The following is a 22,314-nucleotide window of genomic DNA, read 5'->3' on the forward strand; positions in this document are numbered from 1 at the left end:
GCGTTGTCTACGCAGCCCGTGAGCCGTCGAAATATGGCCCGGGCAGCGGCTACCGGAGAATTTGAGCCTATAATATGACAGGTCACGTGACGAAGCCGCGAAGAGAAAGCGGCACCGAACACTGGGATATCATCATCAAGCCGTCCGGCAATGTAAGCGGCCGGCTGACGGCCGCATGGAAATATCGCGAACTTGTTTGGATGTTCTTCAAAAGGGATTTCACGACTTTCTACAAGCAGACGGTGCTCGGACCGGTTTGGTATCTCATACAACCGACACTGACGGCAATAACGTACTATGTCGTCTTCGGAAAGATTGCCAATCTCTCCACCGATGGGATTTCACCGCTTGTCTTTTATATGTCCGGAACCATCATCTGGAATTATTTCTCGGCTTGTCTAACCAACAATGCGGAAACATTTTCAAAGAACTCGAGTTTGTTCGGAAAGGTGTATTTCCCCCGACTGGTTGTCCCGCTGGCGGTCGCGATGAGCAGCCTGGTAGCGTTTGTTATTCAATTCATGCTTCTGCTTTTAATTACCTTTGCTCTCTGGCTCAGCCAGGATGGCATAGTGATCAGCCTGCGTTTTGTGTTCACGACGCCTCTGATTTTGGCATATGTCGCAACACTTGGCGTGGGCGCGGGGCTCGCGATTTCTGCGCTGACGGTCCGATATCGTGATCTAGTTTATGCCGTTGGCTTCATGGCTCAGCTTTGGATGTATGCCACACCCGTCGTCTACTCTTTCAGCCAGGTTCCCGAACGATATCAATGGATTTACCACCTCAATCCGATGACGACGCCGGTTCAGCTTTTCCGTTGGGCACTGTTCGACTCATCGCCACTCCCACTTAGCGTTTGCCTGGCGAATGTCGTTGTCACCCTGATTGTTTTGATCGGTGGCCTGATGCTTTTCGCGCGAGCCGAGGCAACCGCGATGGATACCGTCTGATGAACCATATCGTTATTCGAGCGGAGCATGTCAGCAAGCTGTACCGCCTTGGTGTGATCAATCACGGCACCCTCTATCGCGACCTTCAGAGCTGGTGGGCGAAGTGGCGCAATCTTCCGGATCCGAACATTTCGGTATCGGATTATGCGTCCGCCAAGGGCAAGCAGTCGCGGCTGAAGGGAGATATTTTCCATGCGCTCGACGACGTCTCCTTCCAGGTCGGGCAAGGCGAGATCGTTGGGATTATCGGCAGGAACGGGGCCGGAAAATCCACGCTGCTGAAGGTAATGTCGCGGATCACCATGCCCAATTCGGGTTTCATAGGAATAAGGGGCAGAATTGCCAGCCTGCTTGAGGTCGGCACCGGATTTCATCCAGAGCTCACCGGTCGGGAGAACGTCTATCTCAATGGCGCCATTCTCGGTATGAGCCGTGCCGAGATCAGATCGAAATTCGACGAAATAGTCGAGTTTGCCGAGATTGGCGAATTCATCGATACGCCGGTGAAGCGGTATTCCTCCGGCATGTATGTGCGTCTGGCCTTCTCCGTCGCGGCGCATCTCGAACCGGAGATACTCCTGATTGACGAGGTCCTGGCCGTCGGCGACGTCAACTTCCAGAACAAATGTATGGGCCGCATGCAAGAGGTCACGAAGGCTGGCCGAACGATCATCTTCGTCAGCCACAATATGACCGCGATAAGCAGCATCTGCCCGAAGTCGATTTTGATGGCCGATGGCAAGCTGGCGGCAATGGGCGATACTGCAGATGTGATAAAAGCCTATCTCGATCGCCCTGAATTCGGCGGCACGGCGACTTACGCGGTCAATCCCGAGGACGTCGATGGGAAGGCGGTCATATGCCGTGTCGCGGTCCTGAACGAGAAGGATGAGGTTTCGGGAACGCTGGAACTGTCGAAGGGATTCTCCGTCGAGGTCGAGTACGAGTTAAGAGAGCCGCTTTCCGGCCTCTCGGTCGGGATGCAGATCATGATGGAGGACGGCTACACCCCACTCGTCAGCCTTTCCGATCCCGAGCTCGACGTCAGCCGCCTGGACGCCCGGCCTGCCGGTTACTATCGAGCCCGCGTGAAATTCCCCGGATATCTGCTCAACACCGGCACTTTTTACGTGCGATTGGGCATATCGAGTCGATTCTCGATATATTCCGTCGCCGAGGGTATTCGGTTTGACGTGGAGGATAATGTCGGAATTATCCAGATGCTCGGTCAACAGCGGAAGCCGTCGATTTCGGCGATACAGTTGCCTTGGGAGGTTGAGAAGGTCTTCCAGCGCGATTCTGAAGGTGTTTTGAAATGAAGAAGGCGCTTGTCACCGGAGCAGATGGGTTCATCGGCTCTCATCTTGTCGAGACGCTGGTGAGATCGGGCGTAGAAGTCCGCGCACTCTGCCAGTACAACTCGTTTTCCAGCTGGGGCTGGCTCGACCACTCCGAATACCGCGGCAAGTTCGAGGTGATCCTCGGAGACGTCCGCGATCCCGCACAGATGCGCTCCGTCGCCAAAGGCGTCGACACGATCTTTCACCTCGCCGCTCTGATCGCGATTCCCTATTCCTACCAAGCTCCGTCAAGCTACGTTGACACCAATGTGCATGGGACGCTGAACGTCCTCCAAGGAGCCCTCGACGCAGGCGTCGGAAGAGTGATCCAGACCTCGACGAGCGAAGTCTACGGCACGGCGCGTTTCGTCCCGATCAGCGAAAGCCATCCCCTGCAGGCGCAGTCGCCCTATTCGGCATCCAAAATCGGCGCCGATGCGATTGCCTACAGCTATCATTCGAGCTTCGATCTGCCGGTGACGATCGCACGGCCTTTCAACACGTACGGACCGAGACAATCGGCGAGAGCAGTTATTCCGACGGTGATCTCACAGCTTCTGAGCGGACGGACGACGCTGAAACTGGGGGCGCTCTCACCCACGCGGGATTTCAACTTCGTTCAGGATACGTGTGACGGTTTTCTCGCCCTCGCTGCCTGCGACGAAGCGGTCGGGCAGACGGTCAATATCGGCTCCGGCAGCGAGATCTCGATCGGCGATACCGTTCGGCTGATCGCAGACATCATCGGCGTCAGCGTCGAGATCGAATGCGATGAACAGCGGTTGCGTCCTGTAAACAGCGAAGTGGAACGTCTGTGCTGCGACAACAGCCTGATCAAGTCTCTAACAGGATTTTCGTCCCGCTATAGCTTGGAAGAAGGTCTGAAGGCGACTGTCGAATGGCTGCGTCAGCCGCAGAATCTGGCGAGATACAAGGCGGATATCTTCAATGTCTAGACGCGCGGTCATTCTGGCGGGCGGAATGGGAACGCGGCTGCGGCCTTACACCGTCGTGCTTCCAAAGCCGCTGATGCCGATCGGCGATTATCCTATTCTCGAGGTCATCATCCGTCAGCTGATAGCAGGCGGCTTTCAGCACATAACGCTTGCCGTCAACCATCAGGCCGAGCTGATCAAGGCGTTTTTCCAGGACGGCGACAAATGGGGCGTGCGCATCGATTATTCGCTCGAGGACGAACCGCTTGGCACCATGGGACCGCTGCGGCTGATCAAGGATCTGCCGGAGAATTTCCTGGTGATGAACGGGGATATTCTGACGGATCTGAACTACGCCGATTTTCATGACGCGCATGTCCGCGACGGGAATATTTTCACGATTTCGTCCAAGACACGCCAGCATCGCATCGATTACGGCGTTCTCGACACCGGCGAGAGCGGGCTGCTGACCGGCTTTCGAGAGAAGCCGACGGCCGAGTATAAGGTCAGCATGGGCGTCTATATGGTGTCGTCGGGGGCCGTCGAACACATACCGCAACGCGGCGCCTACGGCTTTGACCAGTTGATGCTCGATCTTCTGGCGGCCGGAAAGCCGGCCACTGTTCGCGATTTTGCGGGCTATTGGCTCGATATCGGACGCCCTGACGATTATGCCTTGGCGATCGAGCAGTTCGAAACCATGCAGTCCAGGTTCTTGAATGGTTGATGCCATCGTCACCGGTGCTGGCGGCTTTCTCGGGAAGCGTCTGGTTGAGCGGCTTAAACAGGCCGGCGTCGATGTGCTTGCGGTTGACCGAACGCATGGTGACATAAGCGAGGAGGGGATGTGGCAGGAGCTCCCCGCGGCGCGTACGCTGTTTCATCTGGCAGGCAGGACATTCGTTCCCGACAGTTGGACGCAAGGCCCGGCCTTCATGGCCGCCAATGTTCTCGGTACGCAGCATGCTCTGAACTGGTGCAAGCGGCACAAGGCCAAGCTCGTATTCGCAAGCGCCTATGTCTACGGAGTGCCGGAGCGACTGCCGATCCAGGAAAGCGATCCGGTCAGGCCGAATAACCCTTACGCGCTTTCCAAGCATCTTGCCGAACAACTCTGTGAGTTCGCTGCCACACACGAGCAAATACCGGTCGTGGTATTGCGCCTTTTCAATATATATGGGGCTGGGCAGCGCCCGGAGTTCCTGATACCGACGCTTCTGAACCGGATACGGGCGAAGCAGGACATAGAGGTCATGGACCTCAGTCCGCGACGGGACTACGTCTTCGTTGACGATGTCCTGAGCGCCTTCGCCAAGGCCATGGACGTGCCTGAAGGTTACCACTGCATCAATATCGGCTCCGGCAGGTCGTATTCGGTGCAGGAAATAATCGATATCTTGCAAGAGGCCGCCGGCACTGCTCTACCTGTAGTGTCATCTTGCGCCGTTCGGCGGAATGAAATACCTGACGTGCGGGCCGATATTACAAGGGCTCGCGCTGTTCTTGGATGGCGGCCGGAATGGGATCTGCCGGCCGGCATCCGCGAACTGATGAAGGAGTCTTAAATTGAACGAGCGTTACGTTCCGATCAACAAAGGCAACTACTCGATGGACACGGACGAGCGCGAAGCCGCGTTCGACAGATACCGTGGCGAGGGTTGGGAAGCCGAATATGCGGATTACCGTCGCAAGTGGTCGGAATATGCCCTGAACCAGCATGTTTCGGATTATCCGCTGCTGGTCGATCTCGAGCTGGCGTCGATCTGCAATCTGCGCTGCCCGATGTGCTATACGATCAGCGACGAATTCAAGAAGAGCGTCAACACCACCCGGATGGACTGGGACCTCTACTGCCGCATCATCGACGAGATCGGCGGCAAGGTTCCGGCGATCCGCCTGTCGCTGCGCGGCGAAGCCACGCTACACAAGCGCTTCGCCGACTGCGTGCGCTATGCCAAGGACCATGGGATCAAGGAAGTCTCCACCCTCACGCATGGCTTCAAGCTCAACAGAGACTATTTCGCCCAGCTCGTCGATGCCGGCATCGACTGGATCACCGTTTCGATCGACGGCACCGGTGAGACCTATGAGAAGATCCGCAAGCCGATCAAGTTCGAAGCCCTGCTCGACAAGATCAAGGACATAAAGAAGTACAAGGACGAGCGCGGCCTCCACCGTCCTGTTATCAAGGTACAGGGCATCTGGCCGGCGATCCGGGAAAACCCCGATCTCTATTACGATACCTTCGCGCCCCACGTGGATCTGGTCGCCTTCAATCCGCTGATCGATTACCTCGGCAACGATTCAGACATCGCCTATCTCGACAACTTCACCTGCCCGCAGCAATACCAGCGTCTGGTGATCGGTGCCGACGGATTGGTCATGAAGTGCTCGAACGACGAAGAAAACCGCGAGGTTATCGGCGACGCGAACACCGAAACCGTGCATCAGATATGGCACGGGGAAAAAATGAACGCCGTCCGTGCTCTGCACAAGGAACCGCAGGGCTTCCTGAAGAGCGAGGTCTGCCGCAGGTGCTACCTGCCGAGAGAGACCAACGACGAAACCGCACAGATTTGCGGCAGACAGGTCATTGTCCGGAATTACGTCGACCGGAACCAGGAAATCGGGCGATAGGCGGCAGATTGGGCCGGCGCATCCACCAGGGCGCCAGGCAATTTTGCCGCTCGTGAATTACAGGGAGTGACGAATGTTCCGCAACTACCGGCCTGATCGCTGCTATATCATAGCCGAGATCGGCGGCAACTTTACGACGTTTGATCAGGCAAAGCGCCTGATCGACGAGGCAAAGGCGTCAGGGGTGGATGCCGTCAAGCTCCAGACCTATCGGGCGGAGACGCTGTCGAGCCGCAATGCCATGTTCGATATGGAAAACACCGGCGTTACCTCGCAATTCGACCTCTTCCGTAAATATGAAATCGGACACGAGCTTCATGAAGCGGTTTTCCGCTATGCCGAGGAGCATGGGCTGGACTGGTTCTCGTCGCCGTCCCACGAAACCGATGTCGACTTGCTCGAGAAGTGCGGAGTTGGCGCCCATAAGGTGGGTTCGGACGATGCGGTCAACATCCCCTTTCTCCGCTATCTGGCAAAAACGGGCAAGCCGATCATCCTGTCAACGGGCATGTCGACGCTCGAAGAAGTTCGGGAATCCGTCGCAGCAATCAAGGAAGCCGGCAACGACAAGCTCATTCTGCTGCACGCGATTACAAGCTATCCGACGCATCCGGAAAATGTGAACCTGGGCGCAATGCAAACGATGATGGAGGCGTTTCCGGATCTCGACGTTGGCTATTCCGACCATACGTTGAACCCTGTCGCAAGCCTTTGCGCGGTCGCAATGGGCGCCCGCGTCATCGAGCGGCATTTCACCTATGACAAGGCCGCCGACGGTCCCGATCATATGCTTTCGGCGGATCCAGTGGAGATGAAATGGCTTGTGCATGCGATACGCGCGTTCGAGGTCATGAAAGGCAGTGGCCGCAAGGAGCCGGCGGCAAGCGAGGCGACCACTAGGTTGAACAACCGAAAGAGCGTCGTCCTCAGTCGACCGCTCAAAGCCGGTGATGTCATCTCCGCCGGCGACATCTCGGTTAAGCGGCCGGGAACGGGGATCGAGCCAAAGCATCTCGAAACTCTCGCCGGACGACGGGTGATAAGGGATCTCGATGGCGACGCCGTCCTTCAGTGGAGCGATTTGGCGTGACGCTTGGAATCATCATCCAGGCGCGGATGGGATCGACGCGGCTACCGGGAAAAGTCCTTCGCGACATTTCCGGCAGGCCCCTGCTCGGGCATGTGCTTGGCAGGCTACAGTTGTTGACGCGGCCGGCCAAATTAGTCGTCGCGACATCGACGGCCGGCGAGAACGACATTATCGAAACTTGGTGCCTCGAGCACGGCGTAAGCTGCTTTCGCGGCGACGAGGCCGATGTTCTCGGTCGCTATTTCGAATGTGCAAGGTCGCTTGGGATGTCGGATATCGTGCGATTGACCGCCGATAATCCGTTTACAGATGTCGAGGAGCTGGAGAGGCTGATCGATCTGCACCAGAAGCAGGGATTTGACTACACGCACGCGTTCGGCCTGTTACCGATTGGCGTCGGCGCCGAGATATTTACCTTTGAAGCCCTGGCGCGCAGTCATTGCGAGGGGAAGCTGCCGCACCATCGCGAACATGTGAACGAATACTTCACCGATCGGCCGGAGTTGTTCAAGATCGGCCAGCTCGATATTCCCTCGGCTAAAGTCGCTCCGAGCCTGCGCCTAACGGTGGATACCGAGGAAGACTGGCGACGTGCCTGTGCGCTCGCCGCGCAGGCGGGTGGGACCTGGCTTGGGACAGAGGAAGCGATCAGACTATGTTCGTCTTCTGCATAGAGAGTTCGCATGCACGCGGCATGGGGCATCTGTTTCGGTCATTGACGCTCGCCGCCGAACTGCGTTCGCGCGGTCATTCGGTCCGTTTCCTGGCGAATGATCATCCGAATTCACTGAGAATCATTCGGGAGCGCGGCTTTGAGGTCGCGCTTTACGATCTCGCCACCGTCACGGGATGGGAGGAGGCTTTCGTCGACGCCGCCGGTCCGTCGCCGATCTGGATCAACGACCGTCTGAATACGCAAAGATCTCACGCCAAAACGATCAAGGGTTTGGGCGCCAAGCTCGTCACTTTTGATGATCGCGGCGATGGCGCGGAACTCGCCGACATCAACATCTGCGCGCTCCTTTTCGCAAAGACGGAGGATTTGAGGGGCAAGGATGTTCGGCTGGGGGTGGAGTACATGATACTCAATCCTGAAATCGAGAGATATCGCAGAGTTCGGCAAGGTCTTGCATCGATCCTCGTCACGCTCGGAGGCGCCGATACCTATGGCGTGACGGTCAGCGTCGCCAAATGGCTGAGCAGCAAGCCTTTTCCGGTCACCATCGTCACGGGCCCGAGCTTCCAGCACATGGCGGAGCTTGAAGAGGTCGTCTCGACTGCCGCGCCGGACCGGTTCAAACTGCTGGATCAGGTGCCGTCGCTTGCGGCAGAGATGTATCGGCACGACCTGGCGATTACCGGTGGCGGCGTTACGCCCTTCGAAGCCTGTGCGGCCGGCCTGCCCTGCGTGGTGATCGCCAATGAACCTTTTGAAATCCCGGTCGGCCGGGCTCTTGAACAATTGGGCGTAGCGTTCTTTGCCGGACACCACTCGGAATTCGATCTCGGCATCATGGAAATGGCTATTCCCATCAGACGCATGAGCGAGACTGCCATGACCAAGGTCGACCTTGGTGGGGTCGGACGCGTCGCCGATTTGCTGGAAAGTTTGGTTGCATGACCATTACAGCGGTTATTCATCAGCCGGACTTCGCATCATATCTCGGCTTTTTCCAGCGTTTCCTGAACGCCGATCTCTACATCGTTCTGGATCACGTTCAGTTCGTCCATGGCACGAGCAAGAGCTGGACGCACCGCGATAAAATAAAGACGGCGCAAGGCGATCGGTGGCTCACCGTCGGAATCAGGAAGCCGACTTTCGGCACGGCGATCAACGAGGTGGAATTGGCGCCGGGCAGCGGGTGGATCGACCAGAACCTTTCCCTGCTGCGCGAAAACTATCGGAAGTCCGCCGGTTGGGGTGAGGTGTTTCCGCGCATCGAGGCTCTCTACGGCAAGCGGTTCGATCTGCTGGCCGATTTCAACATGCATTTCCTCGACGGCATCCTGGATATGCTTGAGATCACGATGCCGACAGTGCGGTCGAGCACCTTAAGCCCGGAGGGGCATAGGAACGAATTGCTGATCGAACTGCTGCGCAAGGTCGGAGCAACACGTTATCTCTCGGGTCTCGGGGCGCGCGGCTATATGCAGCCGGAACTATTCGAGGCAGCCGGAATCGAAATCGAATGGCAGCATTTCGTCCACCCGGTTTATCCACAGCCGTTCGGCGAATTCATGCCCTATCTCAGTATCCTCGACACACTGCTGAATTGTGGTATTGCAGGCACGCGTGATCTGCTCTGGAGTTGCAAATGAATATTCTCGCGATCGGTGCCCATTTTGACGACGTGGAACTCGGCTGTGGCGGTGCCCTGGCGCGCCACGCGGCAAACGGCGACACGGTTTACGTCTATGTTGCAACCGTATCCGGCTTTTCCAATCAGTATGACCAGTCCGTGCGCAGCAGCCAGGTCGCCAGAGCCGAAGCGGATGCCGCGATGGAAATTCTCGGCGTCCACAAGATGTTTTGCGGCGAGTTCAAGACGCTGCAGATCGAATTCGTCGATCCGCTGAATATCGAGATCCTCAAACTCGTGCAGGACCTGAAGATCGAAATGGTCTACACCCACTGGGTCGGAGACATCCACCATGACCATCTGGCCTTGTCGCGGGCGTCGCTGCACAGCTGCCGCCATGTGCCGCGCCTGCTGATGTACCGCAGCAACTGGTATCATTCGACGGTCGATTTCAGGGGGAACTTCTACGTCGATATCACCGCCCACTGGGACCGGAAGGAAAGGGCAATCCTTGCCCACGAATCCGAAATGGAGCGCACAGGGCGGAAATGGGTAAGCTTCTTCCGCAATGAAGCTGAGAACGCCGGCCAGCGCATCGGGGTAAAATATGCCGAAGTATTTGAGGTCGTGAAGTGGCTGCAGCCTTGAGAAAGATTTTGACCTTTGGCTCCATGCTGCTCCCCTATGGTGTGCATGAGCTGAGGCGCAGGCTCAATAATCGCCACAAGTTATCTGCTGATGTCGCGACATCGTTGGCAGAAAATAGACAGCTTGCTGGTCTGCACGCGGGGCAGCGCTGTTTTATTCTAGGCAATGGCCCGAGCGTGAAGGGCTTGGATCTGTCGCGACTTCACGGCGAAAATGTTATAACCGTTTCCAACGGCTATCTGCACTCCGATTTTGACAAGTTCCAGTCGCGTTATCATTGTGTTCCGCAAATTACCTACGTAACGATGACATCGGAGGACGTGGTCCGCTGGTTTAACGAGATGCATTCGCACCTGGGCGCCCAGGAACTGTTTCTCAGTTCCACTGAAGCGGAGCTCGTTCGAAAACACAATCTATTTGCAGGACGGAAAGTTCGCTATCTGGTACTCGGTGAAAGCTTCGACGAAAGAACATCCGAGGAAATCGTCGATATCTCTCAGCCGGTCCCTCGTGTCGAGTCGGTGCCGGTGATGGCCTTGATGATAGCGATGTATCTTGGTTTCAAAGAGATCATCCTGCTCGGCGTCGACCATGATCGTTTCCTGTCATCAACTTACCAGTACGCGTTCGATCTCAAGGTCCAAAAGGGGAAGGATTTTACCGTAAATGCGGACGGCACCTTAACAAGGGGCTATCACGATGAGTTCCAACAGCTCGCGCGACTGTGGCGGCAGTATCGAGCCATCGCAAATATCGGCAAGGCGAACGGTATCCGCGTCTTCAATTCCACACCCGGTGGAGCACTGGACGAATTTGAGAGGCGGCCTTTCCAGGCTTGGTTCGAAGAATGAAGGGCCTTCATCCTGCACCAATAATGGTTGATGGGACAAACGCGCGGCTCGCTGTCGCTGACGTGTCTTTTGTGCAACGGCCAGATTTCGGTTGGTTCGTTAGGAAAGACGACAATATTTGATGCGCATAAACGTCCTAATTCCGGTCTTCAACCGACTTGAGCACACTCGCAAAGTTATCGCGGCCTTGAGGGTCCAAACCCTTGTCGACAATATTCGAATTGTCATCATCGATGACGGTTCCACCGACGGCACGGCTGAATTCCTCGCAGCGCAGCCAGATGTGACAAGCATACGAACCGACGGCAATCTATGGTGGGGCGGGGCCATGGATGTCGGCCTGAAGAAGATTCTGCCCGACTGCGGCCCCGAAGATTATATCCTTTTCGTCAACAACGACACGTGGTTCGGCCCGACTTACGTCGAAACTCTGATACGGTGCTCGCGCGAAAATGGAAATGCTATTGTAGGCAGTGTCGTTCACGAGGAGGAGAGCAATCCTCCTCTGACTGGCGTGGGGCCGCGCTTGAACATAAATCGCATTGCGGTGTGGGACATTCTCGCCGAATTGAGCGAAGAGGAACGCCGCAATCCCGAGCCTCTGTATAAAGCCGACGCCCTGAGCGGCCGTGGAACGTTGTTCCCTGCAGAACTCTTCAAGCGGCATGGGACGATGCGTCCGAACCTCCTGCCCCACTATATGGCCGATTACGAAGTCTCCATGCGCTTTGCGCGAGCAGGTGCGCCGCTCCTTGTTTCCAGCGAAGCTATCGTTTATTCACCGCCTGTCTACGGCGCGCATGTGTCGAATATATCGTCGTGGAAGAAGCATTTTGGCCGGCGCTCGCCCCACAATGTCTTTCAGCGGATCGCGTTCTACTCTTTGATCGGCACGCCTCTTCAACGGTTCACAGCGCCATTGCGTATGGCAGCTTTCATGGTTATCCGGACGATATCCGTTCTGCGGGCAAAGAAATGAAAACAACGGACAGCAACGACGCGATGAACAACGATCATCAGATGCAGTGTATGGCCTGCGGCTCAAATATGGAAACATTCATTGAGCGCATATCCGACGACCGATACGGTTGCCCTGGTGTATATTCGATCAAGAGGTGCGTGTCTTGCGGTCATATGACGACGACGCCGCCGCTGACGGAGGAAGATCTACCTGGGCTCTACAGCACGTATTATCCCCGCCGGGAGGTTGATTTCTCGGCCATAGAGCAAGAAGCTGCGTTGGTAAACAAGCCTTTCGCCGCTTTCAAGCGCTGGATAAACGGCACCGATCACCAGGGTCACTATCTGGCGAAGCCTGGCGAGAAGGTGCTGGATGTCGGTTGCGGCTCATGCATTTCGCTGCTCGAAATGAAGAACAAGGGTATCGAAAGCTGGGGGATTGAGGCCGATCCGAATGTACGGACGATTGCCGATCACTTCGGTTTGCAAGTCCATATCGGTAACATTTACGATCTACCTTTTGCCGACATGAAATTCGACCTGATCGTATTGAATCAGGTGCTGGAACATGTCCCGGATCCCTCGGCCATGCTGCAGGCGGTAAGAGACCGTCTCACCCCCCAGGGCCGCGTGATCATGGCGTTCCCCAATACGGGCTCGTTTCATCGCAAGATCTGGAAAGACCGCTGGATCAATTGGCACATTCCCTATCACCAAAATCATTTCAACCGTACCTCTTTTACCAAGCTCGCCGGCAAGTTTGGTTACAGGGTCGAAAACGTCAGAACGATCACGCCTAATCTCTGGTCGGTCCTGCAATTGCGCACCGCACGCGAGCGGAAGCAGGAGGGCAAGTCATCATCCACCTGGACGCACAATATTGATGCAATCCAAGTCAGGCCGCCCTTCTTAACTCGGCTGAAGAACGTAGCCCTATCGCGTGGCGCACGTGGGGCCGGGATGGTGATGGGTTTGGGCAATCGAATTCTGGATGCCGTGGGCAAGGGCGACAGCCTTCTGTTCGTACTGAGGCCAAACTAGAAATTCCGCTCGCCCGCAAGGTCAGTTGATCGCAGTAGAAATTCAACGGAACGCTCGACTCATAGGAGCGGATATTCAGGCACGGGTGCAGTTCAAGCTCACACCGCGAGGCCTGTATACAATATGGTTTGGTGTGTCAGGAGCCGGAAGAGGTTGCTTCGAAGGCAAGGGACCTCCAGCATTGAACACGGATATAATCTGCAGTACCGGATTGCGACGCCGCCTTTCCGTCTGCTACGGGTTTGCTAGATTTCGCCCTGGAATGTAACAAGACACTCGTCAAAATGGCCGCAGACACCGTCGATCCACGCCCTCCCCGGATAAGCCTTATTACTGTTTGCTGGAACGCCGAGCATACCATTGCCGATACGTTGCGGTCCATCGACGCTCAGACCTACCGCAATTTCGAGCACATCATCATTGACGGTGGCTCGAGCGATTCCACCCTCGCGATCATTGCTTCGGCGCCAGCGGAGAACCGCCGCGTACTCTCGGGACGAGACGGTGGCATCTATGAGGCCATGAACAAGGGGATTGGTCTTGCGAGCGGCGACATTATCGGATTCTTGAATGCGGATGACACCTTCGAGAGCCGCGACTCTCTCGAAACCGTGGCCGCCGCGCTGGAAGACGAGGCATATGACGGCTGCTATGGCGATCTCATCTATGTTTCCAACCAGAATACCGACCGCAAAGTCCGCTATTGGAAATCCTGTGCGTTCGAACCCGGTTCCTTTGGACGCGGCTGGTGCCCGCCGCATCCGACATTCTACGTCCGGCGTCGTATCTATGACCGGTTCGGGACGTTCGATCTGCGTTATCGACTGGCAGCCGACGTCGAGCTTATGATGCGATTTCTGGAAGTCGCGCGCATCAAAACCATTTATATCCCCCACGTGTTGGTCAGGATGCGCCTTGGGGGCGCCACAAACAAAAACGTCCAGAACATATCGCGTCAGAACAAGGAAGTGCTGCGCGCGCTTGCCGACCACGGCTTCAGGGTCTCGACACCTGTATTCTGGGCAACGAAGCTTGTGAACCGCCTCGGCCAGTTCCTCACACGAAATCGATAGCAGGGCGCATCACGTCAGATTTGACACACGACCATCGCTGGTCAGGCAGCCACCCTCCCGCGCAGCCCATCCGCAATCGCTGCCATCCTGTCGGCCGCCGCATGGCCGATCAGCATGAAGGCGTGCCTCCCGGTCGACCAGTAAACGACGTGCATGCCTTTGCGACTTTCGAGGTCCGGCGCTTTGGGGCCGGCATCGGAACGGACGATACAAAGCGCCATCGGCCCGGTATCAGGATCGAGATAAGCGATCTGGGCGAGCGGCTTGCCGTCATATTGCAGCAGCAGGGCGCGTTTGAAATCGATGCCCGGAAGCGAGACGGCTTCGGGAGAGAGCGACAGGCCGAGTTTTTCGTCGAGGGGGGCGAGCTGGGCGGCCTGAGACTCCCAGGCGGGCGACGGGCCGGCGAGCGTTTCCGCGGTATAGAGCGAGATGTAATCGGCGACCACGGCGCGCCATTCGCTACTTTTGTCCTTTGCCGAAAAGCCTCTGCCGAGGCCGAGGACGGCGCGATCGATGGCGATGCCGGCGACGAGCGCAGCGGCGAGCGCGGCGAGGAAGCGGCGGCGGCTGGCAGCAGGCGCCGAGACAGCTTTTGCATCCTCCCGCGCAGGGATGGCGTCGAGCATTCTCTCCAGCTTTTCGCGCGGCGCTTCCTGGAGCAGCGGCGCGAAAGCCTGTTCGAACGGCAGGCTGGCGCGCGCCAGGAACTCCAGCCGTTCGGCAACGCGCTCGTCTTCCTTCACAATGGCCTCAATGCGGGCCGCCTGTTCGGCCGTCAGTTCGCCATCGATGAAGGCGGTCAGGTCCTCGTCGGAGGGAGTGGTGTGTTTCCTGTTCATTGCCGTCCCCCTTCCCGCTCGTCACTGGCGAGCTTGGCGCGGGCTGCCGCCAGCCGGCTCATCACGGTCCCGATCGGGATATCCAGTATGCCTGCAACCTCGCGATAGGAAAGTCCTTCGACATAGGCGAGGAAAACCACCGTTCTCTGCGCCTCGGGCAGCGCGCTCACCCGTTTCAGCACCTGTCCCGCCATCACATGAGTCTCGGTATCATAAGCGCCGTCGAAGATCAGCACCGCGCCGGCATCGACGAAACCCTGGCCCTGGCGCACCCGGCGCGAGCGGATCTCGTTCAGCCAGATCGAATGCAGGATCGAAAACAGCCAGCGGTCGAGCCGGGTACCGGGGACGAATTGATCGGCGCGCTCCAGCGCGCGAAGGCAGGTCGCCTGCACCAGGTCGTCGGCGACATCGCGCTGATGCGAGAGAACAAGACCATAACGCCAGAGCCTTGCCAGATTTTCCGTCAGGCCGCTCCTGATATCCGCTGCGCTGGCGATGGCCGCCTCCGACGATCCTGCGTTTTTCGGAGCCGCCGGATGAACCCGCGATTCCGTTCTCGCGCGACTATAGGCAGGAAATGACGCGCACGCGACCGACATTCTCACATGCCTTTCTGGTTCCGTCTTCCCGCCCATACCGGCAATCAGATCTTCGACGGATCGAGGATGACCGCGTTCAGGTCCTGATATTCCTCGCAGGTCGTGCCGCAGATCGCCTTGATGGTGTCCAACTGTTCCCTGGCGAGATCCAGTCGGCCTTTGATGACATAGGCTTCGCCGAGATATTCGCGGACCTTGGCGTATTGCGGATCCAGCTTCACCGATTGGAGGTAATAGGAGATGCCTTCGTCGGTGCGGCCGAGCTTGCGGCTGGTATAACCGCGATAATTCAGCACCTCGGCGCTGTTCTGGTCCTTGACCGTGTCGAGCATGGCAAGCGCCTCCTCATAACGGCCTGCCTTGGCCAGCGAATAGGCGTAGTCGGTGCGGTTCTCGTCAGAGACGTTGGCGCTCTGCTGCTTGACGCATTTCTTGGTCTTCTGGTCGTAGATCTCGCCCTTCTTGCAGGTCGGCATCGTGCTGTTGTCATCGCCGACCGCAAAAACAGGGCCGGAGAAGAGGGAAGCGGCAAGGCAGCCGCCGAGAAGGATGGAAGCAAAACGGGTTGTCATGATCGTCATGGGAAACTCCTCGAAAGTGACGTTGCGAGGAGAAAACACCGCTGCCCCGGACTTTATTCGCCGGCCCCCTATTTTCTCCATAACGGCTTCGTGAAGCCACCGAAGCCGAATAAATCATCGGGACCGGGTGTTCTCAGCGTTGCGCCGGGAACGACAAGGAGAACTCCGTGACCGATACTGTAAAACTCGTCAGCCTCGCGGTCGCCGCACCCGAACATGTCATTTTCCAGAAGCAAGCGCTCGAAGCTTCCGCCCGGCTGTTTGCCGACCGTTTCGAGGACTTTCGCCATCTTGCCCGTGTCTTCGACAGTACCGGTATCCAAAAGCGCCATGCCGCGCGGCCGCTTGCCTGGTTCGACGAAGCGCATGGCTGGCAGGACCGGATGCAGGCCTATGCGGAGGTGGCAGGCGGGCTCTTCGTCGAGACCGCGAGCTCAGCCCTTCAGCAGGCCGGGCTTGAGGCCGGCGATGTCGACTGTGTGGTGACGGTCTCCTCCACCGGTTTTACGACACCGAGCCTCGATGCGCAGATGGCCCGCCGGATGGGTTTCAGGGCCGATATCGAGCGGGTGCCGGTGTTCGGGCTCGGCTGTGCGGCCGGCGTGTCGGGTTTTGCCATCGCGGCGCGACTGGCGCGCAGCCGGCCGGGCGCCGTCGTGCTCTTCGTCTCGATCGAGCTCTGTACGCTCGCCTTCCGCCTCGACGAGCTGACGCGGCCGAACATTATCGCGACGGCGCTTTTCGGCGATGGCGCCGCCGCCTGCGTGTTGCGATCGGGCGACGGCGGGCTGGCGGAAGTGGAATCGACCGGCGAGCATCTCTTTCCCGACACCCTCGATATCATGGGCTGGAAGATCGACGACGGCGGCTTCGGCATCGTGCTGGCGCAAGCCCTGCCGCCCTTTGCCGAGCAGGAGCTCGGCCCGGCGGTGAAGGCCATTCTGGCGCGGAACGGGCTGGCACCAGACGATATCGACCGCTTCATCTGCCATCCCGGTGGCACGAAAGTGCTGGCCGCGATGGAGAGCGCGCTGTCGCTGACGCCGGGCGCTCTCGATCACGAGCGCGGCGTGCTTGCCGACTACGGCAATATGTCGTCGCCGACCGTTCTCTTCGTGCTCGAGCGGGCGATCCGCGCCGGATTGCCGGAGCGCTCGGCGATGATCGCCATGGGGCCGGGCTTTTCAGCGAGCTGCGTGACGCTCAAGAGGACCGCATGATGTGGCCGTCGATCGCGCTGCTTACCTTCGTGACGCTGCAACGGCTTGGCGAGCTCGTCCTTGCCCGGCGCAACACTGCCGCCCTTCTCGCCAGAGGCGGCAGGGAAGTGGCGCCGGAGCACTATCCCGCCATGGTGGCGCTGCATGCCGGCTGGATCATCGGCCTCTGGCTGCTGGCGCCGGGCAGGCCGGTCGATCTCTTCTGGCTTGCGGTGTTCATGGGGCTGCAGGCACTGCGGCTCTGGGTGCTGGCGACCTTGAAAGATCGCTGGACGACGCGCATCATCATCCTGCCCGGCGCGCCGCTCGTGACGTCAGGTCCGTATCGCTTCCTCCGGCATCCGAACTACGCAATCGTCGTCGGCGAGATCTTCGCCCTTCCTCTCGTCTTCGGGCTGCCGCTTTACGCGATCGGCTTTTCACTTCTCAACGCTTGCGTCCTCCTTGTCCGCATGAAGGCCGAAAATGCCGCACTGAAAAGCGTATTGATTGTGAAATGAATGCGATTTTTCGTTTGCGCAGCAATATCGGCACGGGCATTTTCACCCCCGACACAAAGCGGAATGCAAGGGAATGACCAAAAACGCAATCGTGCTCGGCGCCGGCATCGTCGGGGTCTCGGCGGCCATCCACCTTCAGCGGCGCGGCCGGCAGGTGACGCTGATCGACCGCAAGGATCCGGGCAGCGAAACCTCCTTCGGCAATGCCGGCCTGATCCAGCGCGAAGGTGTTGCGCCTTACGGCTTTCCGCAACAGCTCGGGCTGTTGCTGCGTTATGCGCTCAACAACCGCATCGATGCGCATTATCACCTTAGCACGCTGCCGAGCCAGATCGCCTTTCTCGCCCGTTACTGGTGGAATTCGAATGCCCGGCGCCACGCGGTCATCACCCGGGCCTATGCGCCGCTGATCGAACATTCGATTGCCGAACACAAGGATCTGATCGAGGCGTCAAACGCCGAAGCGCTGATCCGCAGGGATGGCTGGATAAAGCTTTTCCGGACTGAGGCCAAGCGCGACCAGGCCCTGGCGGAGGCAGCACTCTGGCAGAATGAATTCGGGGTGGACTATGATAGCTTGACCCCGGCCGATATCGCCCGCGTGGAGCCCGACATGACAGGCGATTTTGCCGGCGGCATTCGCTGGCGCGATCCCTGGTCGGTGCTCGACCCACATGCGCTGACCTCAACCTATCGCCGCTATTTCGAAAGCCTCGGCGGCCGCTTCGTCACCGGTGACGCCGCCTCATTCGGCCAATTCGGCTCCGGCTGGAAGATGATGACGGCAGAGGGCGCGCTCGGAGCCGAGGATGCGGTGATCGCGCTCGGCCCCTGGGCGGCCGTCGCAACACGCAGGCTCGGCTATTCCTTCCCGCTCGGCGTCAAGCGCGGCTATCACATGCATTATGCCGCTAAGGGCGCTGCCGTGCTCAACAACTGGATGCTCGATGCGGAACGTGGCTATCTCCTGGCGCCGATGCGGCGCGGCATCCGGCTGACGACGGGAGCGGAGTTCGCAACTCTCGACGCGCCGAAGACGCCGGTCCAGCTCGACAGGGCCGAGGTCGTCGCCCGCACGATCTTCCCGCTCGGCGACAGGCTCGATCCCGAACCGTGGATGGGTGCGCGTCCCTGCACACCCGACATGATGCCGATCATAGGCAAAGCGCCGCGCCATCAAGGCCTGTGGTTCGCTTTCGGCCATGCCCATCACGGGCTGACGCTCGGGCCGGTGACCGGGCGCGTGCTGGCGGAGCTGATCACCGGCGAAAAACCGTTCATCGATATTGCGGCCTATTCGCCGCAGCGTTTCAACCCGTGACGCCGAGAGCGGCAAGCCCGTTCAGGGCCGTCGCCGCGATGCCTTCCACCGTGTCGTCAATATCGACGGTGACTACGCCTTGCTCGCCTGTCGGCACCTCCAGCGTCGCCAGCTGGCTTTCGAGCAGCGAGACCGGCATGAAATGGCCCTTGCGCTCGCCCATCCGTTTGGTCAGCAGCGCCTTGGAGCCTTCGAGGTAAACGAAGAACAGGTTGCCGCCAGCCGCAGCCCGCAGCCTATCGCGATAGATGCGCTTCAGCGCCGAGCAGGAGACGATGATGCCCTCGCTTTTTTCCAGCGAAGCCCGGATGTCTTCGCCGATGCGATCGAGCCAGGGCATCCTGTCCTCGTCGGTCAGTGGAATGCCCTTCGACATCTTCTCGACATTGGCGGTCGGATGCAGTGCATCGCCTTCGATGAAGGCTAGGTGCAGGGCTTCCGCCAGCTTCTCACCGACGGAGGACTTGCCGCAGCCGCTGACCCCCATGACGATGATCGCATGGGGCTCGTTCAACCGCTCTTCCGGCATGATCCCTCCGAGGCTCCGGCTTCCCGCTCAATCGAGGGGGAAGTGACAGGCATATTTTTGCTCACCCTCTCCACTTAGTTCGGGAGAAACCTGACGGCAATAGTCCTGCGCTTTCCAGCAGCGCGGGTTGAAGTGACAGCCGGACGGGGGCTTCAGCGGCGACGGCAGCTCGCCTTGGAGCCGGATGCGGTTCTTGGCGCGCTCGGGGTCGGCGATCGGCGTCGCCGACAGCAAGGCTGCCGTATAGGGATGGCGCGGCCGGGCGAAGACCTCGGCGGCGGGACCGGTTTCGACGGGACGGCCGAGATACATTACCATCACCTCGTCGGCGATGTGGTGGACGACGGAGAGGCCGTGCGAGATGAAGAGATAGGCAAGGCCCATCTCCTTCTGCAGGTCCATCAACAGGTTCAATACCTGCGCCTGGATCGACAGGTCGAGGGCAGAAACCGGTTCGTCGAGCACCAGCACCTTCGGCCGCAGCATGAGGGCGCGGGCGATGGCGATGCGCTGGCGCTGGCCGCCGGAGAACATATGGGGATAACGGCCATGGTGTTCCGGACGCAGGCCGACACGGGCCATCATCTCCTCCACCTTGCGGCGGCGGGCGGCGGCATTGAGATCGGTGTTGATCTTCAGCGGCTCTTCGAGGATCGCGCCGACCTTCTGGCGCGGGTTGAGCGAGCCGTAGGGGTTCTGGAAGACGATCTGCACCTGGCTGCGCAGGCTGCGGTCACCGATGCGCGCAGGCTTGCCGTCGATCAGCAATTCCCCGGCCGTCGGATCCTCGATCATGGTGACGAGGCGGGCAAGTGTCGACTTACCACAGCCGGATTCGCCGACGACGGCGAGCGTCTTGCCGGAGTGGAGGCTGAAACTGACGCCGTTCAGCGCCTTGACGGTGGCGTCGGCTTTGAAGAGTCCGCGGTTGACGGTGTAGAAGCGGGCGAGATCCCTGCCCTCGAGAACAGCGCCCGTCATACCAGGTCTCCTGCAGTTTCATTGGCCATGACGCCGGGATGCCCGAGCGGCTTGCCGTCCTTCAAAGGATAATTGCACAATGCCAGTCCGAGCTCCGGCCCCTGGCGCACGACGCCGCGATCGCATTCGACCGTGGCGTAGCCGCAGCGCGGCGCGAAAAGACAGCCTGTCGGGCGGCCATGCTGGCCGGGCACGACACCGGCGATCGAGGGAAGGCGCTGGCCGACTTTGGCCCGTTCCGGCAGGGCGGCGAGCAGGGCTGCGGTATAGGGGTGGTGCGGATCGCGGAACAGCGCCTTCACCGGCTGCTCCTCGACCTTCTGGCCGGCATATTGCACCTGCACGCGTTCGGCGGTTTCGGCAACGACACCCATATCGTGGGTGATCAGCACCAGCGCCATGCCCTGCTCTTTCTGCAGGCGCACCAGCAGATCGAGGATCTGCGCCTGGATCGTCACGTCGAGCGCGGTCGTCGGCTCGTCGGCGATCAGGAGCTTCGGATTGCACGCAAGCGCCATGGCGATCATCACGCGCTGGCTCATGCCGCCCGACATCTGATGCGGGAAGTTCGACAGCCGATCTTCCGGCGCCGGAATGCCGACGAGGTTCAGCAGCTCGATCGAGCGTTCGCGGCGCTCCTTCCGGTTGAGGCCCATGTGGACACGCAATGTCTCGCCCAGCTGGAAGCCGACCGTGAAGCACGGGTTAAGGCTCGACATCGGCTCCTGGAAGATCATCGCCATGTCCTTGCCGACGATCCTGCGGCGCTGGCGGCCGGAAATGCCGCGCAGATCCTGGCCGTCGAACTGCATGCGATCGGCGGTGATCTTCGCCGTCCAGGGCAGAAGCCCCATCAGCGCCAGCATGGCGACGGATTTGCCCGAGCCGGATTCGCCGACGACCGAGAGAATCTCACCCTTGTCGCAGGCAAGCGAGACGCCGTCGACGGCGCGGAAAAGACCGGAAGAGGTCTGGAACTCGACGGTCAGATTTTCGATTTCGAGGAGCGGCATCACGACCTCTTCAGCTTGGGGTCAAGCGCATCGCGCAGGCCGTCGCCCATCAGGTTGATGGCGAGAACGGTGATGAGGATGGCAAGACCCGGGAATGTCACCACCCACCAGGCGCGCGAGATGAACTCACGCGATTCGGCAAGCATCGTGCCCCATTCGGGTGTCGGCGGCTGAGCGCCCATGCCGAGAAAGCCGAGAGCCGCGGCATCGAGAATCGCCGCCGAAAAGGCGAGCGTCGCCTGCACGATCAGCGGCCCGAGACAGTTCGGCAGGATCGTCTTGAACATCAGGCGCAGCGTGCCGGCACCGGCGACACGCGAGGCGATGACATATTCCTTCTCGCGCTCCGAAATGACCGAGGCGCGCGTCAGCCGCACGAAATGCGGCTGGTTGACCAGCGAAATCGCAATCATCGCATTGGTAAGACCCGGGCCGAGCACCGCCACCAGCACGAGAGCGAGCAGCAGCGACGGGAAGGCCAGGATGATATCCATCAGCCGCATGATCGCGGTATCGATCTTGCCGCGGAAATAGCCGGCGACGAGGCCGATCAGAACGCCGCAGACGACCGACAGCGTGACGACGACGACGCCGATGAAGAGCGAGAAGCGCGCGCCGTAAATCAGGCGCGAGAGGATATCGCGGCCGACGGCATCGGTTCCGAGCGGGAAGGAGATGCTGCCGGCCTCCATCCAGGATGGCACGGCTAGCAGCGCCTCACGGTTCTGCTCGTTCGGCGCATGCGGCGCAAAGACCGGCGCGAAGACGGCAACGACCAGAATGAGGATGAAAATCGCGAGGCCGATGACGGCGCCCTTGTTGCGGGAGAAGTAATGCCAGAATTCCGCAAGAGCGGATGGCTGGCCGGTTTTGACGGTGACCGTGCTCATGGACCGC

The 22,314-nt window shown here is 59.2% G+C and carries 25 protein-coding genes; 18 read left to right on the forward strand and 7 right to left on the reverse strand.

Translation table 11 applies throughout. The features are described 5' to 3' along the window. The first annotated feature begins 74 nt into the window (after positions 1-74). From C4N04_RS19090 to C4N04_RS19160, 15 genes are all read left to right on the forward strand, one after another. Positions 75-953 carry an ABC transporter permease gene (locus C4N04_RS19090; protein ID WP_106796756.1) on the forward strand — a complete coding sequence of 293 codons (879 nt, stop codon included), beginning with the start codon at positions 75-77 and terminating at the stop codon, positions 951-953. Continuing rightward, a complete protein-coding gene (locus C4N04_RS19095) occupies positions 953-2,272 on the forward strand; it encodes an ABC transporter ATP-binding protein (protein WP_106796757.1) in 1,320 nt (439 codons plus the stop codon). The genes C4N04_RS19090 and C4N04_RS19095 overlap by 1 nt, the downstream gene beginning before the upstream one ends. Then, a complete protein-coding gene (locus C4N04_RS19100) occupies positions 2,269-3,249 on the forward strand; it encodes an NAD-dependent 4,6-dehydratase LegB (protein ID WP_106796758.1) in 981 nt (326 codons plus the stop codon). The genes C4N04_RS19095 and C4N04_RS19100 overlap by 4 nt, the downstream gene beginning before the upstream one ends. Beyond that, positions 3,242-3,955: a nucleotidyltransferase family protein gene (locus C4N04_RS19105; RefSeq protein ID WP_064681055.1), complete on the forward strand. Its 714-nt coding sequence runs from the start codon at positions 3,242-3,244 to the stop codon at positions 3,953-3,955. The genes C4N04_RS19100 and C4N04_RS19105 overlap by 8 nt, the downstream gene beginning before the upstream one ends. Beyond that, positions 3,948-4,793, forward strand: a complete 846-nt coding sequence (locus C4N04_RS19110) for an NAD(P)-dependent oxidoreductase (RefSeq protein WP_106796759.1) — start codon at positions 3,948-3,950, stop codon at positions 4,791-4,793. The genes C4N04_RS19105 and C4N04_RS19110 overlap by 8 nt, the downstream gene beginning before the upstream one ends. A gap of 1 nt (position 4,794) precedes the next feature. After that, the gene (locus tag C4N04_RS19115; protein ID WP_010030941.1) at positions 4,795-5,865 is read left to right on the forward strand and encodes a radical SAM protein; all 1,071 of its coding nucleotides are present in this window, start codon (positions 4,795-4,797) and stop codon (positions 5,863-5,865) included. Positions 5,866-5,938: 73 nt separating this feature from the next. Next, positions 5,939-6,955 (forward strand): N-acetylneuraminate synthase family protein, encoded by a 1,017-nt coding sequence (locus tag C4N04_RS19120; protein WP_106796760.1) that lies wholly within the window; start codon positions 5,939-5,941, stop codon positions 6,953-6,955. Beyond that, entirely contained in the window at positions 6,952-7,629 is a 678-nt protein-coding gene (locus tag C4N04_RS19125) for an acylneuraminate cytidylyltransferase (protein WP_106796761.1), read from the forward strand. The genes C4N04_RS19120 and C4N04_RS19125 overlap by 4 nt, the downstream gene beginning before the upstream one ends. Continuing rightward, complete coding sequence (locus C4N04_RS19130) at positions 7,611-8,576, forward strand: glycosyl transferase (protein ID WP_106796762.1); 966 nt, start codon at positions 7,611-7,613, stop codon at positions 8,574-8,576. Before C4N04_RS19125 ends, C4N04_RS19130 begins: the two co-directional genes overlap by 19 nt. After that, positions 8,573-9,274, forward strand: a complete 702-nt coding sequence (locus C4N04_RS19135) for a WbqC family protein (protein ID WP_096768745.1) — start codon at positions 8,573-8,575, stop codon at positions 9,272-9,274. The genes C4N04_RS19130 and C4N04_RS19135 overlap by 4 nt, the downstream gene beginning before the upstream one ends. Beyond that, on the forward strand, positions 9,271-9,903 hold the full coding sequence (locus C4N04_RS19140) for a PIG-L deacetylase family protein (RefSeq protein WP_106796763.1): 633 nt from the start codon (positions 9,271-9,273) through the stop codon (positions 9,901-9,903). Before C4N04_RS19135 ends, C4N04_RS19140 begins: the two co-directional genes overlap by 4 nt. Next, positions 9,888-10,754, forward strand: coding sequence for a hypothetical protein (locus C4N04_RS19145; protein ID WP_106796764.1), 867 nt, complete (start codon positions 9,888-9,890; stop codon positions 10,752-10,754). The genes C4N04_RS19140 and C4N04_RS19145 overlap by 16 nt, the downstream gene beginning before the upstream one ends. Before the next feature lie 121 nt (positions 10,755-10,875). Then, the gene (locus C4N04_RS19150; RefSeq protein ID WP_106796765.1) at positions 10,876-11,733 is read left to right on the forward strand and encodes a glycosyltransferase family 2 protein; all 858 of its coding nucleotides are present in this window, start codon (positions 10,876-10,878) and stop codon (positions 11,731-11,733) included. Continuing rightward, complete coding sequence (locus tag C4N04_RS19155; protein WP_106796766.1) at positions 11,730-12,755, forward strand: class I SAM-dependent methyltransferase; 1,026 nt, start codon at positions 11,730-11,732, stop codon at positions 12,753-12,755. The genes C4N04_RS19150 and C4N04_RS19155 overlap by 4 nt, the downstream gene beginning before the upstream one ends. Before the next feature lie 284 nt (positions 12,756-13,039). After that, on the forward strand, positions 13,040-13,828 hold the full coding sequence (locus tag C4N04_RS19160; RefSeq protein WP_106796767.1) for a glycosyltransferase family 2 protein: 789 nt from the start codon (positions 13,040-13,042) through the stop codon (positions 13,826-13,828). Positions 13,829-13,869: 41 nt separating this feature from the next. On the opposite strand, the gene C4N04_RS19165 is transcribed toward C4N04_RS19160, so the two are convergent. The 3 genes from C4N04_RS19165 to C4N04_RS19175 are packed head-to-tail and all read right to left on the reverse strand — an operon-like array spanning position 13,870 to position 15,853. Next, positions 13,870-14,670 (reverse strand): Fis family transcriptional regulator, encoded by an 801-nt coding sequence (locus C4N04_RS19165; protein WP_106796768.1) that lies wholly within the window; start codon positions 14,668-14,670, stop codon positions 13,870-13,872. Continuing rightward, complete coding sequence (locus tag C4N04_RS19170; protein WP_106796769.1) at positions 14,667-15,272, reverse strand: RNA polymerase sigma factor; 606 nt, start codon at positions 15,270-15,272, stop codon at positions 14,667-14,669. Before C4N04_RS19170 ends, C4N04_RS19165 begins: the two co-directional genes overlap by 4 nt. Positions 15,273-15,316: 44 nt before the next feature. After that, complete coding sequence (locus C4N04_RS19175) at positions 15,317-15,853, reverse strand: tetratricopeptide repeat protein (RefSeq protein WP_106796770.1); 537 nt, start codon at positions 15,851-15,853, stop codon at positions 15,317-15,319. Between the two features lie 167 nt (positions 15,854-16,020). Between C4N04_RS19175 and C4N04_RS19180 the strand changes: the two genes are divergently transcribed. The 3 genes from C4N04_RS19180 to C4N04_RS19190 all read left to right on the forward strand — a co-directional run bounded on the left by C4N04_RS19180 (position 16,021) and on the right by C4N04_RS19190 (position 18,894). Beyond that, complete coding sequence (locus C4N04_RS19180; RefSeq protein ID WP_106796771.1) at positions 16,021-17,073, forward strand: type III polyketide synthase; 1,053 nt, start codon at positions 16,021-16,023, stop codon at positions 17,071-17,073. Further along, positions 17,070-17,573 (forward strand): isoprenylcysteine carboxylmethyltransferase family protein, encoded by a 504-nt coding sequence (locus C4N04_RS19185; RefSeq protein ID WP_106796772.1) that lies wholly within the window; start codon positions 17,070-17,072, stop codon positions 17,571-17,573. The genes C4N04_RS19180 and C4N04_RS19185 overlap by 4 nt, the downstream gene beginning before the upstream one ends. Before the next feature lie 73 nt (positions 17,574-17,646). Next, positions 17,647-18,894 (forward strand): FAD-binding oxidoreductase, encoded by a 1,248-nt coding sequence (locus C4N04_RS19190; protein WP_106796773.1) that lies wholly within the window; start codon positions 17,647-17,649, stop codon positions 18,892-18,894. Here the strand turns inward: C4N04_RS19190 and C4N04_RS19195 are convergent. From C4N04_RS19195 to C4N04_RS19210, 4 genes are read right to left on the reverse strand one after another with little or no spacing between them, the layout of a single operon-like run. Beyond that, the gene (locus tag C4N04_RS19195; RefSeq protein ID WP_106796774.1) at positions 18,884-19,423 is read right to left on the reverse strand and encodes a gluconokinase; all 540 of its coding nucleotides are present in this window, start codon (positions 19,421-19,423) and stop codon (positions 18,884-18,886) included. The two genes, C4N04_RS19190 and C4N04_RS19195, sit on opposite strands and share 11 nt — an antisense overlap. Before the next feature lie 27 nt (positions 19,424-19,450). After that, on the reverse strand, positions 19,451-20,404 hold the full coding sequence (locus C4N04_RS19200) for a peptide ABC transporter ATP-binding protein (RefSeq protein WP_039618005.1): 954 nt from the start codon (positions 20,402-20,404) through the stop codon (positions 19,451-19,453). After that, a complete protein-coding gene (locus C4N04_RS19205) occupies positions 20,401-21,417 on the reverse strand; it encodes an ABC transporter ATP-binding protein (RefSeq protein ID WP_106796775.1) in 1,017 nt (338 codons plus the stop codon). The genes C4N04_RS19200 and C4N04_RS19205 overlap by 4 nt, the downstream gene beginning before the upstream one ends. After that, positions 21,417-22,307 (reverse strand): ABC transporter permease subunit, encoded by an 891-nt coding sequence (locus tag C4N04_RS19210; protein WP_096768763.1) that lies wholly within the window; start codon positions 22,305-22,307, stop codon positions 21,417-21,419. The genes C4N04_RS19205 and C4N04_RS19210 overlap by 1 nt, the downstream gene beginning before the upstream one ends. Between the last annotated feature and the right edge of the window lie 7 nt (positions 22,308-22,314).

The organism is Rhizobium sp. H4 (assembly GCF_003013335.1).
In the GTDB taxonomy this organism is placed as follows: Bacteria; Pseudomonadota; Alphaproteobacteria; order Rhizobiales; family Rhizobiaceae; genus Rhizobium; species Rhizobium sophoriradicis.